The organism is Micromonospora sp. NPDC051924 (assembly GCF_055586005.1).
In genome coordinates this window covers 214,127-229,285 of record NZ_JBVJJA010000005.1, presented here as the reverse complement: position 1 = coordinate 229,285, position 15,159 = coordinate 214,127, and the positions used below count along the sequence as shown (strand labels likewise).

Below are 15,159 nucleotides of genomic sequence, written 5' to 3'. Positions count from 1 at the left end.
ATCAACGCCAGGCAGGAGCGATCGTCAGCGCATCCGGGAGACGATCCCGGTGTCGTAGTCACCGGAGAGAAACTCGGGGTTCTCCAGCAGCTCGGCGAAGAACGGCAGGTTGTTCTTCGGCCCGGCGATCTCGAACTGCGCCACGGCGGCCTTCGCCCGCTCCACCGCCTCCTCGCGAGTGGCCCCGCTGACGATCAGCTTGGCCATCAGGCTGTCGTAGAACGGGGTGACCGTGTTGCCGGCGACGTAGCCGGAGTCGACCCGTACACCCTCGCCGGCGGGCTCGTTCCAGGTGGTGATCGCCCCCGGGCCGGGCAGGAAGCGCTTCGGGTCCTCGGCGTTGATCCGCAGCTCGATGGCGTGCCCGTGCGGGCTGAGCGCGTCCGGGTCGAAGGTCGGCGGCAGGCCGGCGGCCACCCGCAGCTGCTCCTCGACCAGGTCGATGCCGTAGACGTACTCGGTCACCGGGTGCTCGACCTGGAGCCGGGTGTTCATCTCCAGGAAGAAGAACTCGTTGGTGGCCGGATCGAGCAGGCACTCCACCGTGCCCGCGTTGCGGTAGTCGACCGCCTCGCCGGCCCGGACCGCGGCGGCGAGGAACCGCTCCCGCAGCTCCGGCGAGACCGCCGGGGACGGGGACTCCTCGACCAGCTTCTGGTTGCGCCGCTGCACCGAGCACTCGCGCTCGCCGAGGGCCACCACCCGACCGTCGGCCAGGCCGAGGATCTGCACCTCGACGTGGCGTACCCGGGGGAAGTAGCGCTCGATCAGCACCGAGCCGTCGCCGAACATCCGCTCGGCGAACGAGCGGACCTTGTCGTACTCGGTGCGCAGCGCCGCCTCGTCGTTGGCCACGCCCATGCCCATGCCGCCGCCACCCGCCGCGGCCTTGACCATCACCGGATAGCCGATCTCGGCTGCGGCGGCGACCGCCGCGGCCAGGTCGGCCGCCGGGTCGGTGGTGCCCGGCGCCACCGGTACCCCGGCCGCCGCCATCAGGTTCCGAGCATTGATCTTGTCGCCCATCGCGGTGATCGCGTCCGCGCCGGGCCCGACCCAGATCAGGCCGCTGGCCTCAACGGTACGGGCGAAGTCGGCGTTCTCCGACAGGAAGCCGTAGCCGGGGTGGATCGCCTGGGCGCCGGTGCTCTTGGCGGCGGCGAGGATCGCCTCCACGTTCCGGTAGCTCTGCGCCGGATTTGCCGGGCCGACGCAGACCGCCTGGTCCGCCTCGGTCACGAACGGCAGGCCGGCGTCGGCCTCCGAGTGCACCGCGACCGCCCGGATCCCGAGCCTCTGCGCGGTACGGATGACCCGCCGCGCGATCTCGCCGCGGTTGGCCACCAACAGCACTTCAATCATGTTCGGCAAGGAAGGGCCCCTTCTTGACGCCTCGTGCATAGCCGGGCCCTTCTTAACATGCGTTAAGGCGCGCGCGGCGTGTCAGGCCGGATCTGTGGGGGCCAGCAGGGCGGCGAGCGTCGCGCCCCGCAGCAGCTCGGCCCGGCGCCGGCGGTCCACCTCGCCGCCGAGGAACGGGGTGGAGTTCATCAGGCCGAAGGCCGCGTGCGCGAGCACCCGCGCCTCGCCGTCGGGCAGGCCCGGGTGCAGCGCGGTCAGCACGGTCACCCACTCCTCGACGTACAGCCGCTGGAGCCGGCGGATGCGGCGGCGCGGCTCGTCGGGGAGGCGGTCCAGCTCGTGCAGATGCAGGGCGATCACCGCCGGGTTGGCCAGCGCGAAGTCGACGTGGAAGTCGATCAGCGACTCCAGCGTGCCGCGCGGGCCGTCCGGGTGGTTGGCGGCGCGTTCCCGGCCGCCCGCGAGCAGCCCCTCACTGACCGGGATCAGCGCGGCGACCAGCATCGCCTCCTTGCCGGCGAAGTGGTGGTAGAGCGCCGGGCCGGTCACGCCGGCGGCCGCGCCGATGTCGTCCATCGACACGCCGTGGTAGCCGCGGGCGGCGAAGAGGCCGACCGCGATCTCCAGGATCTCGTCCTTCCGGGACCGGCGTCGGCCCGCACCCGTCGCGCCGTGCGCCGCGCCCCGCGCCTGCTGTTCCACCGCCACCGGGCCAGCCTAGACCTCACCCGCGACGGGGTGGAGTCTCGGTTACCCGTCAGTCGCCTCACACCGTGAGCCGCCCGCCGCACCGTTGATCGACACGCTCTGCGGCATGTCGCGGCCAGCGCCCGGCCGGAAGGCCCGCTCTGCGGCATGTCGCGGCCTCCGTCCGGTCGGGTCAGTCCTCCTCGATGCCATGCTCGGCGCGGATCTTCGCCGCCTCGGCCGGGCGGCCCTGGTCGTCGAGGGCGCGGGCCAGCAGCCAGGCGGCCTGGGTGGCCGGGCGGGAGCCGGTGGGCAGCCCGCCGAGCACCGGGCGCAGCAGCCGCTCGGCCTCCTCGGGTCGGCCGTCCCGCAGCAGCAGTTCCCCGGTGAAGACCTCGACCTGTGCCGCCTCGCCGAACGCCTCGATCGACCGAAGCCGCTCCGGCACGCCGGCCACCCGGTCCAGCGCGGCGGTCAGCCGGTCCTCGGCGGTCAGCACCCGGGCCACCGCGTCGGCGGCCATCGCCCGCTCGTACGTCACCACGGGCGGCTCGTCGGGCAGGCCGGCCAGCGCCCCGGCGGCCGCGTCGACCCGCTCGATCGCGGCCACCGCCGCCGGCAGGTCACCCGACCAGTGCAGGGCAAGCAACTCCCGCCGCCGGGCCCGCAGCTCGTCCACCGGGTGCCCGGCCAGCCGCCAGGCGGACGCCGCCGCCGCGAACTTCTGCGCCGCCACAGCGTCCCGGTCGGCGTCGTAGAGGATGCCGCCGGCGCCCTCCAGCACCTGCGCCCGGTGCGGGAGATTGTCCGGCCCGTCCAGGTTCTCCGCGAGCTGATCAAGCAGAGCGAGTGCCGCGTCGATCTCGCCGAGGCCCTGGTAGACGCCCGCCAGCAGGTGCCGGCACCGGTCGGCCTCGGCCTGCGCGCCGGCCCGGTCCAGCCCGAGCACCGCCTCCTCGGCCACCTCGGCGGCCTCGCCGAGTCGGCCGGCCACGTGGTAGGCGTTGGCCAATTCCCAGCGCAGCAGCGCGTCCCCCGGCAACCCCTGCTCGACGCAGAGGGTGACCGCCTCGGCGAGGTCCTCCACCGCCTCGCCGGCCCGGTCGGCGGCGAGCAGCGCCCGTCCCCGGGTGAGGCGTATCGGGAGTCGGGCGCGCGCCGGGGCGGACGCCAGCGCCTCATCGCACGCGGCCACGGCCTCGGCCGGGTCGTCCACCGAGCGGGCGTACGCCAGGCAGGCGGCGGTCAGCATCTCGCCGTCGCCCAGCTCCCGGGCGAGCCGGCGGGCCTGCGCCGCCGCCTCCCGGAACTCCTCGGCCCGCTCCAACTGCTCCAGCACGTGCGTGCGGTGCAGCGCCACCCGGCCGGCCAGCCAGGGGTCGACGTCGACATCGGCGGTGGCCCGGTCGAGCGCGTCCAGCGCGTCCGCCCACCGCTCCCGGTGCACGTGGGCCAGCGCGAGCCGGTCCCAGGCGGCGGCCCGCTCGCGCTGATCACCGTGGGCGGCGAGGTGCTCGGCCGACTCCCGGGCCAGGCCCAGCCCCTCCTCCGCGCCCTCCTCGGTGGTGCAGAGCAGCGCGCCCAGCCGGCCGGCCACCACCTGCGCCCGGAGCGGATCCGGCACCTCCCGCCAGGCGGCCAGTGCGGCCCGATTGGCCTCGATCGCCACGGCCACCTCATCGCCGTCCTGCTCGGACAGCTCGCCGGCGCGCAGCTCCAGCCGCCAGGCCCGGGTGACCGCCGGCAGTTCGGCGTCACCGTACCGCTCGTCGTACGCGCGCAGCGCGGCGACCAGTCCGTCCCGCCGGTGGGTACGCCAGCACTCGTCGGCCAGGGCCAGCAGCTCGTCGGCGCCGGCCTGGGCCGGCACGGTGATCGGCGCCGGGGCTTCGGGGGCCGGCCCGCCGGCCGGGGCGGCCGTCGACCCGCCGCTGCCCCCCGTCGAGCCGCCACTGCGTGGGGCGGGCACCGGCCGGCGGCGCAGGCTGGCGGAGAGCGGCAGGTGCTCGCCGACCGGCCCGGCCGTGAGCCGCCGGGCGATCAGCCCGGACTGGTGGGTGGTGCCGTTGCGCGCGTCGAAGCGCTCGGACAGCGCGGTGGCCGAGCCGGCCAGCTCGTCGGCGAGCGCGCCCGCCGGCACGTCGGCGGCCGGCCGGTCACCGGACGCCCGGCGGTGCACGGTCAGCTCGGCCGGCACCTGGCGCAGCGCCGCCGAGGCGGCGGCGGCGAAGTGCATGGCGGCGGCCGGGGTGGGTGCCCGGTCCAGCCAGTCGAGGTGCCGTTCGACCAGCTCCAGGGCGCGCGTCTCGTTGCCGGTCACGGTGCAGAACTCGACGTGGTCGGAGATCTCCCACAGGTCGGCGAGGCGCCCGCGCAGCCGCCGGTACGCCTCCCGGTGCGCGTTCCGCGCGGCGTCCGCCCGGCCGGTCTCCCAGTACGGCGTGAGCAGCGCGGTGAGGATCGCCTGCGGCTGCTCGGTGCAGCTCAGCCGGCCGGCGAGCACCGGCTCGGCCAGCGCCACCGCCTCGTCGTGCCGGCCGATCCGGGCCAGGTGCTCGACCTGGGTGGTCGGGTCGCAGCCGGCGCAGTCGGAGAGCGCGTCCCGGGGCGTGGTCAGCCAGCGGCGGTACCACTCCGCCGCCTCCTCCTCGGCGCCCAGGTGCGCGGCGACCAGGTAGCGGTGCTTGTGCACGGCCTGGAGCGTGTGGCCGGACTCGCGGTAGCGCCGTTCCATGTCGTCGAGCACCGCGTACGTCCGGTCCAGCGGCAGCTCGGGGAACTTCAGCATGGCGGTGACCATGTACTTGAAGAACCAGAGCAGCTGGTGGGTGTAGCGCTGGTGGTAGGGCTGCGGGTCGCGGTCGTACTCGGACAGGCACCAGGAGAAGGTGACGAAGGACTTCGCCGGCTCGCCGCCGTAGACGTACGCGGTGGTGCCGGTGATCCGGGCGGCGAAGGCGAGGTGCCGGTCGTCGCTCACGTCCGCCCGGCGCAGCAGCTGCTCCAGCGCGGCGATCTGCCCCGGGCCGTACGGCATGTTGTCGATCTCGTAGAGCATCCGCCAGAGGTCGTCGTCGCCCACGGCTCACTCCTGTCCGGGTACGGCCCGGCCGAGCAGGCCGAGGAAGGAACTGTTCAGCAGGGCGGCGTCCGCCGCCCGGATCGGATGGTGACCGAGCAGCAGGGCCTGCCCGTAGAGCGCCTCGACGGCCAGCCCGACCAGCTCCGGGTCGGTCAGCGTGGTGACCCGGCGGACCAGCGGGTTGCGGTGGTTGAGCACCAGTTGCGGCCGGTCCGGCGGGGCGGAGGCGGCCAGCGCGTCGAGCACCCCGCCCCACAGCTCGTCGGCCTTGTCGCGGCTGGCAGCGAGCTGGTCGTGGAACGCGGCCGAGCGGGAGACCAGGTAGAGCGCCGGCAGCGAGACCGGGTCGTACGCCCGGACCACCACCTCGCAGCCCAGCCGTGCCAGGGCCCGCTGTGCCCCGGCGAGGAACGGCCGCAGGGCCAGCTCGGTCTGCGGGTCGAGGATGTCGAAGCGGGTGGTGAGGTCGCTCGGCTCCAGCCGCTCGATCAGCACCGACCGGTCCACCGTGGGCAGCCGCTCGATCAGCTCGGTGTCGTACGTGTAACCGCCGTTGACCACCGCCAGGTCCTGCGCGGCCGCGACGGCGGCGAGCTGCCGGAACTCGTCGAGGCTGGCGGCGTAGCGGAGCACACCGTGCCGCTGACGGAACTCGGCGAGGGTGAGTGTGCCGACGTTGGTGTCCATCGGCCACCACTGGTCGACCAGGCGGAGCATCTCGTCGTCGTGCAGGGCGAGCGCCTTGACCCCGAGGTGGTGCACCTGGAGGAACTCGGCGAGCCGGCGCGGGTCGTGCGTGGCCAGCCGGACCAGCCAGCCGCGGACCTGGCCGCCGAGGGCCTCCCGGGTGGCGGTGAGCAGGGTGTCCTCGTAGAGCGCCTCGCGGCTGGCGGTGGGCCGCAGCTCGCTGGCGTCGACCACGCAGTGGGCGAAGAACGCCCAGTCGGGCAGCAGCCCGTCGGCGTGCTCGGTGAGCAGCATCCGCTTGAGGTAGACCCGGTGCCCGGCCCGGGCGGCCGGGTTCACCGGGGTGGGCAGGATGAAGGCCGCGCCGGTGAGGCCCGCCTCGGGCACCGACAGCGGCACCACGTCGAACGGGACGAAGCCGAGCATGCCGTGCGCGTACCGCTGGAGGGTGGCGCGGTCGACCGGCGCGCCCGGGGTGGTCGGCCACGGCGGCGGGCCGGCGGTGGTCGGGGTGTCGCCGACCCGGACGTCCACCGGCAGCAGGCTGCCGTAGAGGCGGGCGAGCTCCGTCACGGTGGGTACGCCGTACCACTGGTCGGCGTCGCGCCGGGGCACCAGCGTCACCGTGGTGCCGGGCTCGTCGCGGGCCTGCTCGGGCTCCGCGACCCGCACCGCGTAGCGCCCGTCGGACCAGCCCGTCCAGAGCACGGTGGGCTGGTCGGCGTGCCGGGTGACCACCCGGATCTCGTCGGCGACCAGGAAGCAGGAGAGCAGACCGATGCCGAACTGGCCGAGGAACTCGTGCCGGGAGAAGCCCAGCTCGTCGCGCTTCGAGCTGCGGCCGATGGTGGCCAGCAGCTCGTGCACCTGGGCCTCGGTCAGACCGATGCCGGTGTCGTGCACGCGCAGCGTGCCGTCACCGGTCAGCTCCGGCGGCTCGATCCGGACCCGGGCCGGGGCGTCCGGCTCGGCGGACCGGCGCGCGGTGATCGCGTCGACGGCGTTCTGGAGCAGCTCCCGCACGTAGACCCGTGGGCTGCCGTAGAGGTGATGACTGAGCAGGTCGACCACGCCACGGAGGTCGACCTGGAAGGTGCGGTCCAATCGTGCTCCCCGTTCGGATTCCGGCGCTCACGGTACCGGCCGCCGCCGGCACTGTCCGTCCCCCTTTCCGGCCGCTTGACCCTCGACCCGGTTCAGGCCGCAGGGTCCGTCGGCATGAGCGCTCCCGTACTCGGCCGGGACTACCGGCTGCTCTGGTCCGCCGCCGTCTCCTCCCGGTTCGGCGACACCCTGCGTACGCCGGCCCTGGCCCTGCTGGCCGCCACGCTGACCCGCGACCCCCGGGCGATCGCCGCGGTGACCGTCGCCGGGCAGCTCCCACCGCTGCTGCTCGGCCTGCTCGGCGGCGCGTACGCCGACCGCTGGGAACGCCGCCGGACGATGGCGTCGGTGGACGTGGCGCGGTCCGCCGTGGTGGGTGGCCTGGCCGTGCTGGTCGCCACCGGGCGGATCGGAGTGGCCGCCCTGGTGGGCGTCGCGTTCCTGCTCGCCAGCCTCGGCACGCTCTTCGACGCGGCCTCGTTCGCGCTGCTCCCGTCGCTGGTGCCGCCGGCCGCCCTACCGACCGCGAACGGCCGCCTCCAGGCCGGCACGGCGGTGGCCGGCGGCTTCCTCGGTGCCCCGCTGGCCGGTGTCCTCTTCGCCGCCGCGGCCGCCCTGCCCTTCACCGTCGACGCCCTCACCTTCGCCCTCGCCGCCCTCCTCGTCCTCGCCCTCCCCTCGTCCGGTGGTGGCGAAGCTTCCGGGCAGGCACCCGGCACCGAGGCGCGGAAGGACCCGGGGCGCGGGTCGGTGTGGCGGGAGGCGTGGGAGGGGGTGCGGTGGGTGCGGGGGGACCGGGTGTTGTGGGGGGTGACCGTGGCCACCGCGGGATCGAATCTGGCAATCAGCGGGGTGATGGCCGTGCTGGTGCTCTACGCGCTGACCGTGCTGCAGGTGCCGGCGGCCGCGTACGGGCTGTTCGCGGCCGGGGTGGTGGTGGGCGGCCTGGTCGGGGCGCTGGCGGCCGGCCGGATCGCGGCGCGGTTCGGCACCCTGCCCGCCCTGCGGGGAGTGCTGGTGTGGCAGACCCTGGCGCTGACCGGGTTCGCGGTGGCCCGGCACCCGCTGACCGGCGGGGTGGCGCTGGCCTGTTTCGCCGCCGGCACCACGGTCTGGAACAGCCTGTGGTCGGCGTACGGGCAGCGGAACGTGCCGCGGGAGCTGCTCGGCCGGGTCGGCGCGGCGCAGCGGATGGTCGGCCTGGCCAGCGCGCCGGTCGGTGCGGCGCTGGCCGGGTTCGCCGGCCAGGCGTACGGGGTGGCCCCGGTGGGCTGGGCGGCGGTCGGCGTCTTCGCCGTGGTCACCGCCGGGGCCTGGCGGACGCTACGCGGGGCGGGTTCCGCCGTCGAGCGCCGGACGGAGCCGGTCCCCCGTCCCTAGGCTGGGGCGGACGGGGGAAGAGGAGGGCGGGGTGACGCGGCACGACGACGCCGGTACGCGGCACCGGCAACGGCAGCTGGCAGCTGTGCTGCTCGTCGGGGCGGGCCTCTTCGACGCCCTCGCCGGGGTGGGTGACGTGGACGACGACCCGTACGTCGTGATCACCCCCGAGGGGATGTTCCACCTCGACGTCAGCGGCTGGATGTGGGCCCACCTGGTGACCGCGGTGCTGATGGTGGCGGCCGGGCTGCTGCTCTTCACCGGCCGCCGCTGGTCGATCCGGCTGGCGGCGGCGGCCGCGATCGTCGGCATCGGCATGCACCTGATCGTGCTCCCGTACCGGCCGCTCTGGGCGCTGATGGTGATCGGGCTGGCGGTGGCGGCACTGCGGCTGCTCTGGCGGTGCCGGTCGGCCCCCCGGCCCGGCGAGGTCAGCGCGGGCGACAGACCTTCCCGGTGAAGGCGGGGTCGTTCACGCCCCTGCTCCGCCAGACCGGGTTGAGGCTCAGCGGCAGCGGCGGGGCCTGCCAGGCGGCGGAGATCTCCTGGAGCAGGGCGTACCCGCGCTGCGGCTTGCTCACCGGCTGCCCGGCGAGGAAGTTCACCAGCCGCGCCTGGACCACCGGCCGGCCGAGCAGGCCGCCGTGCACCGCCGGCGTCTGGAAGACCGGCACGCCGCTGTACTCGCCCGGCGGCGCCTCGGTGGCGGTGGTGGTCGGCAGGAACGCCACGATCCGCACGCCGGGGACCGGGCACATCAGGTCGTTGCGGTAGAAGGGCGCGCCGTCCAGCAGCGATCGGACGAACGGCTCGTCCGGTCCGCTGCCGCTGTGCGCGAGGACGTCGGCGAGCCCGAACAGGACGCGCAGCTCCCATCCGGCGGCGATCCCCCAGCCGTGCGACGCGTCCTCGGGCGGGTAGTAGGACCGGCCGGCGTTGATCAGGGGGCTGAACATGGCCAGGGTGTCCACCGCCGGGTGCGGCCGCTCGGCCAGGTAGGTCCGGGCCACGATCGCCCCCTCGCTCTGCCCGACCAGCGCCACCGGCCGTCCGGTACGCCCGTGCAACAGCTGCACCTGGGTGTTCAGCAGCGCCACGCTGGAGGCGATCGACCGGTAGGTGTCCCGGGGCCCGAAGGAGAGCGGCCGGCCCTGCCCGTCCAGTCCCCGGTAGGAGAACCACTGCACGTTCGGGTCGGCGGCCGGCTCACCGCCGTACGCGCTGCCGTGCCCACCGAGAAAGATCACCGCGTGCCGGACGTCGCTCGGCAGCGGCCGGTCGAGCAGGGAGATCGCCGGCGCCTGCTTGGAGGTGCCGGGCACGGCGGCGAAGAACGGCTGCACCACCATCGGCACGACGAACGCGAGCAGGATGGCCAGTGGCGCGACCGGCACCCGGGCCCACCGGACCGGGCGACGCGGCAGCAGCGCGGCGGCCACGGTGCGCTGCCAGAGCAGCCCGTTGACCGCCCCGGCGAGGGCCGCCACCGGGGCGGTCCACCAGGCCGACACGGTCCAGACCACCGCGCCGCCGACGGTGAGGACCACGAAGTTCAGCAGCGACCAACCGACCAGCTCGATCGAGGGCAGCCCGCGCCACCAGGCGCCCTCGACGGCGGCCCGTTGCAGGAACGGCGCCAGCAGGAACAGCGGCAGCAGCGAGGCGAGCAGCAGCCAGGAGAGGGCGACCACCGAGGCCGCCAGGGAGAGCGCGGCCCATGGCGACACCACGACGCTGAGCACCGAGGTCAGCACCAGGTTCCGTACGAACAGCCAGCGGATGCCGGGCCGGGGCACCTGCCGGGGCCAGGCCAGCGCGACCAGTCCGGTGGTGAGCAGCGCCCGGAACGCGACCACCACCGCCAGACCGAGGACGAAGGTCGGCCACGAGTCGTGGTAGACCATGAGCCAGCGCAGGTCGTGGTAGGTGTCGTACGGCCAGACGGCGCTGACCTGCGGGGCCAGGCCCTCGGCCGCCCGGAAGCCGAAGCCGACCAGGATCGCGCCCTCGACAGCCGGGGGCAGGGCGGCCAGCACGAGCAGCGCGACGAAGCGGCTGTCCAGGCGGCCCACGCCCCCTCCCTCGGTTCCTCCGACGACTGCCCTTCCGCAGCCTGCCCGGATCAGGTGTGGCCTGGAGGGTCAACGCGGGATCACCGCCCGGTCGGGCTCGAAGCCGGCCAGCCGCAGGGCGATCCGCTGCCGCGCCGAGGGCAGCCGGGAGGCGGCCCGGAACAGCAGGTTCCGCAGCGGCCGGCCGGCGGGTGGCATCGTGGCGAGCCGGGTGAGCCGGTCGGCGAAGCCGACCACCTCCTCGGCGAGCGGGCGGCGGGCGGCCGCGTACCCGTCGAGGAGCGTCTCGGGGCGGCCGGCGAGCACCGCGGCGAGGGCGTCGCCGAGGGCGACCGCGTCGCGGAGCCCGAGGTTCATCCCCTGCCCGCCGGCGGGGCTGTGCACGTGACCGGCGTCCCCGGCGAGCAGGACCGGCCCGGCCCGGAACGACCCGGCGATCCGGTGGTGGATCCGGAACCGCGAGGCCCAGAGCAGCTCGGTGACCCGGTCCGGCTGCCGGACCGGCCCGCGCTCGTCGAGCAGTGCCTGGAACCGGGCCAGGTCCGGGTCGCGGGGCGCGTCGGCCACCGCGGCCACCAGCCGGACCGAGCCGTCCGGCAGCGGCGCCCAGACCAGCGGACCCTGCCGGTCGAGGAAGAGGGAGACCTCGTCGCGGGGCAGCGCGCTCGCCACCCGGACGTCGGCGAGCAGGAACGACTCGCCCGGGTCGTCGGCCGGCCCGCCGAAGTCGATGCCGGCCAGGTCGCGGACCGCGCTGTGCATGCCGTCCGCGCCGATCACCCACCGGGCCCGGACCGTCTCCCCGGAGGCGAATCGGGCGGTGGCACCGGCGCCGTCGAGGTCGAGCCCGGCCAGCTCGTACGGCCGCAGCACCCGTCCGCCGAGCGCGGTCAGCCGGTCGGCGAGCACCGCCTCGGTCTCCGCCTGGGACACCATCAGCGCGTACGGGTAGCGGGACGGCAGCCGGTCGAACGGCACGGTGAGCAGCACCCGATCGCGATCGCGGACGGTGAACCGGGACGACGGCAGACCGCGGGCGACGAGCGGGGCGGCGGCCCCGATCCGGTCCAGCACCTCCAGGGTGCCGGCGTGCACCACGGCGGCCCGGGAGGTGACCGGCGGCGCGGTCAGGCGGTCGACCACGGTGGCCCGTACTCCGTGGCGGGCCAGGGTGACGGCCGCGGCCAGGCCGGTCGGGCCGGCTCCCACCACGAGGACATCGGTGTGTTCGGGCAACATGGCCCACCTCCAAATGCCAACGATTGTTTGCCAACGCTTGTTGACCAGGCTAGGCGCGGGTCGACTTCGATGTCAACGCTTGTTGGCCTACAGTTGTGGGCATGACCGACACGGCACCCGGCACCCGCCGCTCGGACGCCACCCGGGCCGCCATCCTGCGCGCCGCCCGCGAGCGCTTCGCCGCCGACGGGTACGACCGCGCCACCATCCGGGCCATCGCCGCCGACGCCCGGATCGACCCGTCGATGGTGATGCGCTACTACGGCAGCAAGGAGGGACTCTTCGCGGCGGCGGCGGAGTTCGACCTGCGCCTGCCCGACCTGGGCGACGTGCCGCCCGATCGGCTCGGCGAGTTGCTGGTCCGGCACTTCCTCGACCGCTGGGAGGGTGACGAGACCCTCGCCGCGCTGGTCCGTACGGCCAGCACCAACCCCGGCGCCGCCGAGCGGATGCGGGCGATCTTCGCCGACCAACTCACCGCTGCGGTGACCCGGCTCGGCGGCGACCCCGCCGAGGCTCCCCGCCGGGCCGGACTGGTGGCCAGTCAGATCCTCGGGCTCGCGCTGACCCGGTACATCGTCCGCCTCCCGCCGGTGGTGGAGATGGCCGTCGACGACCTGACCCCCTGGATCGCCCCCACCGTCCAGCGTTATCTCACCGGCCGGTGACCGGCCCGAAATGCGGCAAGTCGCGGTGTCCCACCTCAGGAACACCGCGACTTGCCGCGAAATGCGCGCAGGCGACGCCGGCTCAGCCGGCCAGGCCGCCCGGCTGGTCGCCCTTGACGACGGGGGCGCGGACCAGGTTGCCCCACTCGGTCCACGAGCCGTCGTAGTTACGGACCTGCGGATAGCCGAGCAGGTGGTGCAGCACGAACCAGGTGTGGCTGGACCGCTCGCCGATCCGGCAGTACGCCACGATGTCGTCCGCCGGGCTCAGCCCGAGCTGGTCGGCGTAGATGGCGCGCAGCTCGTCGGCGGACCTGAAGGTGCCGTCGTCGTTCGCGGCCGACTTCCACGGCTTGCTCACCGCGCCCGGGATGTGGCCACCGCGCAGCGCGCCCTCCTGCGGGTAGTCCGGCATGTGCAGCATCTCGCCGGTGTACTCGCCGGGCGAGCGGACGTCGACCAGCGGCCGGCCGGCCGCGACGTGCGCCATGACCTGCTCGCGGTACGCCCGGATCGGCGTGTCGTTCCGCTCCGGCACCGGATACTCGGCGCGCGGCCGGGTCACCTTGTCCCGGGTCAGCTCCCGCCCCTCGGCGATCCACTTCTGCCGGCCGCCGTCCAGCAGTCGGACGTCCGGATGGCCGAAGAGGGAGAAGACCCAGAGGGCGTACGCGGCCCACCAGTTGAAGTTGTCGCCGTAGAAGACCACGGTGTCGTCCCGGCCGATGCCCTTCGCCGCGCACAGCTCGGCGAAGCTCTTCGCGTCCAGGTAGTCCCGGGTCACCTGGTCGTTCAGCTCGGTGTGCCAGTCGACCTTGACGGCACCGGGGATGTGGCCGGTGTCGTAGAGGAGCACGTCCTCGTCGGACTCGACCACCACGAGACCTTCGTCGCCCAGGTGCTCGGCCAGCCACTCCGTGGTGACCAGGCGCTGCGGGTCGGCGTACGACTGGAGACGGGGATTCGGATCACTCGGCACACGCATGATCCCCAAGTTACGCCCGATCCCGGACCGTCGACCGGACTGCCGGAAATCGGGTGCAGCGAATGTGGCGGGCCACACGTGACACGGGCGGAACCCGCCGACCACAGAGGATCGCCATGACCGTACGGCAGCAGACCGGGCCACCCCGGTCCGTGGCAGCACCGGTGGACTTCACCGAGTTCTACCAGGCCCACTTCCACCGGATCGCCGTGCAGCTCTACGCGTACCTGGGCGACCACGCCGAGGCGCAGGACCTGACCCAGGAGGCGTTCTGCCGGACGCTGGAACGCTGGCCCCGGATCAGCGGGTACGACGACCCGTCGGCGTTCGTCCGGCGGGTGGCCTGGAACCTGGCGACCAGCCGGCTGCGCCGGGTGCGTACCACCGTGCGGCACCTGGCGCGGCAGCGCGAGGAACACGTGCCGGGCCCACAACCCGACCGGGTCGCGCTGACCCGGGCGCTGGCCACCCTGCCCGCCAACCAACGTCGGGCGATCGTGCTGCACCACCTGGCCCAGCTGACCGTCGCCGAGATCGCCGAGCAGGTGGGTGCCCCCGAGGGCACGGTCCGGTCCTGGCTCTCCCGGGGCCGCGCCGCGCTGGCCGGCTACTTCACCGAGACCGGAACGGAGGACGGCCGTGCCTGAGACCGCCGTCGAGGAGATGTTCGCCGAGTTCGAAGCCGCAGCCCGGGACACCTTCCGGCCCCCGGGCGTACCCGAGGCGCAGCGCCGGGTCCGGGACCGCCGCCGCCACCGACGGGGGCTGCTGGCCGGCCTGACCGCGCTGCTGTTCGCCGGCTCGGCCGGCGGATACGCGGTCGCCCACCGGGGGGACCGGTCCGCGCCGCACCCCACCCCCACCGTCTCCCCCTCCCCGAACGGGAAGCTGACCGTGCGCGAGGTCATCCTTCCCGGCTTCCCCGGCAAGCTGAGGGACCTGCGGTTCGTCGACGGCCGGACCGGCTGGGCCCTCCTCGACACCTGCCCCGCGCCGGAGCCGGCCGCCGAGGGCTGCCGCCGTACTGTGGCGCGGACCACCGACGCGGGCGCCACCTGGCGGCCGACGAACGTGCCGGAGATCCCGCCGGGCTTCGTGCAACTGCTGCCCCGGAACGGCGAGCGGCTGACCCTGATGCTCGGCCGGCGGTACCTGGTCACCGTCGACGGGGGCGTCACGTGGACCAGCCAATCGGGGGAGTCGCCCGCCGAGGAGATCCTGCGTACCTTCTCCACCCCCGGCGGGCTGCGCCTCGGCTGCCCCAACGCGACCGGTGACATCCGCGGGCAGACCTGCCAGCGATGGAAGGTGCTGCGGCTCGACGGACGGCCGCTGCCGCACCAGCCGCCGGTGACGATACGGCCGGAGTCGGAAGGCGCCCTGGTCGAAGGCGCGGACGGGCGGCTCTGGCTCACCCTGGTCGAGCGGGACCAGCTGACCGTGGTGACCAGCGACGACCGGGGCGACAGCTGGCGAACGCTCCCGCCGGCCACGGGAGCCCGCCAGCTCACCGTCTCGCCGGACGGCCGCGAGGTCTGGCTGGTACGGACCGACCGGCCGAATCGGATGTGGCGGCTGGTCGGCGACCACTGGCGGGAGGGCCCCGCCCTGCCGGACGACGCGAGCCAGGTCACCGCGGTCGGGGCCGGTGTCCTGCTGGTCACCAGCTGGTACGGCGGGATCGGCTTCGTGGTCGACGGCCGCTACGTCGACATCCCGGAACTGCGCGACCTGCTGCGCGACGACCCCGAGCAGAGCCCCGGCCTCGCGGCACTCCCGGACGGCACGATTCAGGTCCTCTACCGCAACGTGCGGCTGCTCGGCACCGGCCGGGGTGCCGACCGTACCTGGATCGGGTTCTCCTGACGACCGCCCGCCCGGGCCCGGCCAACC

12 protein-coding genes are annotated in these 15,159 nt (G+C 74.6%); 5 read left to right on the top strand and 7 right to left on the bottom strand.

Features of this window, described 5'->3' with window-relative positions:
- Nucleotides 1–24: 24 nt before the first annotated feature.
- The 4 genes from ACZ6S5_RS06090 to ACZ6S5_RS06075 all read right to left on the bottom strand — a co-directional run bounded on the left by ACZ6S5_RS06090 (nt 25) and on the right by ACZ6S5_RS06075 (nt 6,922).
- Entirely contained in the window at nt 25–1,362 is a 1,338-nt protein-coding gene (locus ACZ6S5_RS06090) for an acetyl-CoA carboxylase biotin carboxylase subunit (protein ID WP_465998228.1), read from the bottom strand.
- An 81-nt stretch (nt 1,363–1,443) separates the two neighbouring features.
- On the bottom strand, nt 1,444–2,070 hold the full coding sequence (locus ACZ6S5_RS06085) for a TetR/AcrR family transcriptional regulator (RefSeq protein ID WP_465998226.1): 627 nt from the start codon (nt 2,068–2,070) through the stop codon (nt 1,444–1,446).
- A 172-nt stretch (nt 2,071–2,242) separates the two neighbouring features.
- Nucleotides 2,243–5,131, bottom strand: coding sequence for a hypothetical protein (locus ACZ6S5_RS06080; protein ID WP_465998224.1), 2,889 nt, complete (start codon nt 5,129–5,131; stop codon nt 2,243–2,245).
- Between the two features lie 3 nt (nt 5,132–5,134).
- The gene (locus ACZ6S5_RS06075) at nt 5,135–6,922 is read right to left on the bottom strand and encodes an HSP90 family protein (protein ID WP_465998222.1); all 1,788 of its coding nucleotides are present in this window, start codon (nt 6,920–6,922) and stop codon (nt 5,135–5,137) included.
- A gap of 114 nt (nt 6,923–7,036) precedes the next feature.
- Between ACZ6S5_RS06075 and ACZ6S5_RS06070 the strand changes: the two genes are divergently transcribed.
- The gene (locus ACZ6S5_RS06070; RefSeq protein ID WP_465998220.1) at nt 7,037–8,302 is read left to right on the top strand and encodes an MFS transporter; all 1,266 of its coding nucleotides are present in this window, start codon (nt 7,037–7,039) and stop codon (nt 8,300–8,302) included.
- A gap of 31 nt (nt 8,303–8,333) precedes the next feature.
- Entirely contained in the window at nt 8,334–8,762 is a 429-nt protein-coding gene (locus ACZ6S5_RS06065) for a DUF7144 family membrane protein (protein ID WP_465998218.1), read from the top strand.
- On the opposite strand, the gene ACZ6S5_RS06060 is transcribed toward ACZ6S5_RS06065, so the two are convergent.
- Together ACZ6S5_RS06060 and ACZ6S5_RS06055 are read right to left on the bottom strand one after the other, a co-directional pair.
- Nucleotides 8,734–10,374, bottom strand: coding sequence for an alpha/beta fold hydrolase (locus tag ACZ6S5_RS06060; RefSeq protein ID WP_465998216.1), 1,641 nt, complete (start codon nt 10,372–10,374; stop codon nt 8,734–8,736). The two genes, ACZ6S5_RS06065 and ACZ6S5_RS06060, sit on opposite strands and share 29 nt — an antisense overlap.
- A 69-nt stretch (nt 10,375–10,443) precedes the next feature.
- Nucleotides 10,444–11,613 carry an FAD-dependent monooxygenase gene (locus tag ACZ6S5_RS06055; RefSeq protein WP_465998214.1) on the bottom strand — a complete coding sequence of 390 codons (1,170 nt, stop codon included), beginning with the start codon at nt 11,611–11,613 and terminating at the stop codon, nt 10,444–10,446.
- Nucleotides 11,614–11,714: 101 nt separating this feature from the next.
- Here ACZ6S5_RS06055 and ACZ6S5_RS06050 point away from each other — a divergent pair, with 101 nt between their 5' ends.
- Nucleotides 11,715–12,281 carry a TetR/AcrR family transcriptional regulator gene (locus ACZ6S5_RS06050; protein WP_465998212.1) on the top strand — a complete coding sequence of 189 codons (567 nt, stop codon included), beginning with the start codon at nt 11,715–11,717 and terminating at the stop codon, nt 12,279–12,281.
- A gap of 82 nt (nt 12,282–12,363) precedes the next feature.
- Here ACZ6S5_RS06050 and ACZ6S5_RS06045 read toward each other — a convergent pair whose 3' ends face one another.
- On the bottom strand, nt 12,364–13,266 hold the full coding sequence (locus tag ACZ6S5_RS06045; RefSeq protein WP_465998210.1) for a sulfurtransferase: 903 nt from the start codon (nt 13,264–13,266) through the stop codon (nt 12,364–12,366).
- Nucleotides 13,267–13,382: 116 nt separating this feature from the next.
- Between ACZ6S5_RS06045 and ACZ6S5_RS06040 the strand changes: the two genes are divergently transcribed.
- Entirely contained in the window at nt 13,383–13,913 is a 531-nt protein-coding gene (locus ACZ6S5_RS06040) for a SigE family RNA polymerase sigma factor (protein ID WP_465998208.1), read from the top strand.
- A complete protein-coding gene (locus tag ACZ6S5_RS06035) occupies nt 13,906–15,132 on the top strand; it encodes a hypothetical protein (RefSeq protein ID WP_465998207.1) in 1,227 nt (408 codons plus the stop codon). Before ACZ6S5_RS06040 ends, ACZ6S5_RS06035 begins: the two co-directional genes overlap by 8 nt.
- Nucleotides 15,133–15,159: the final 27 nt, after the last annotated feature.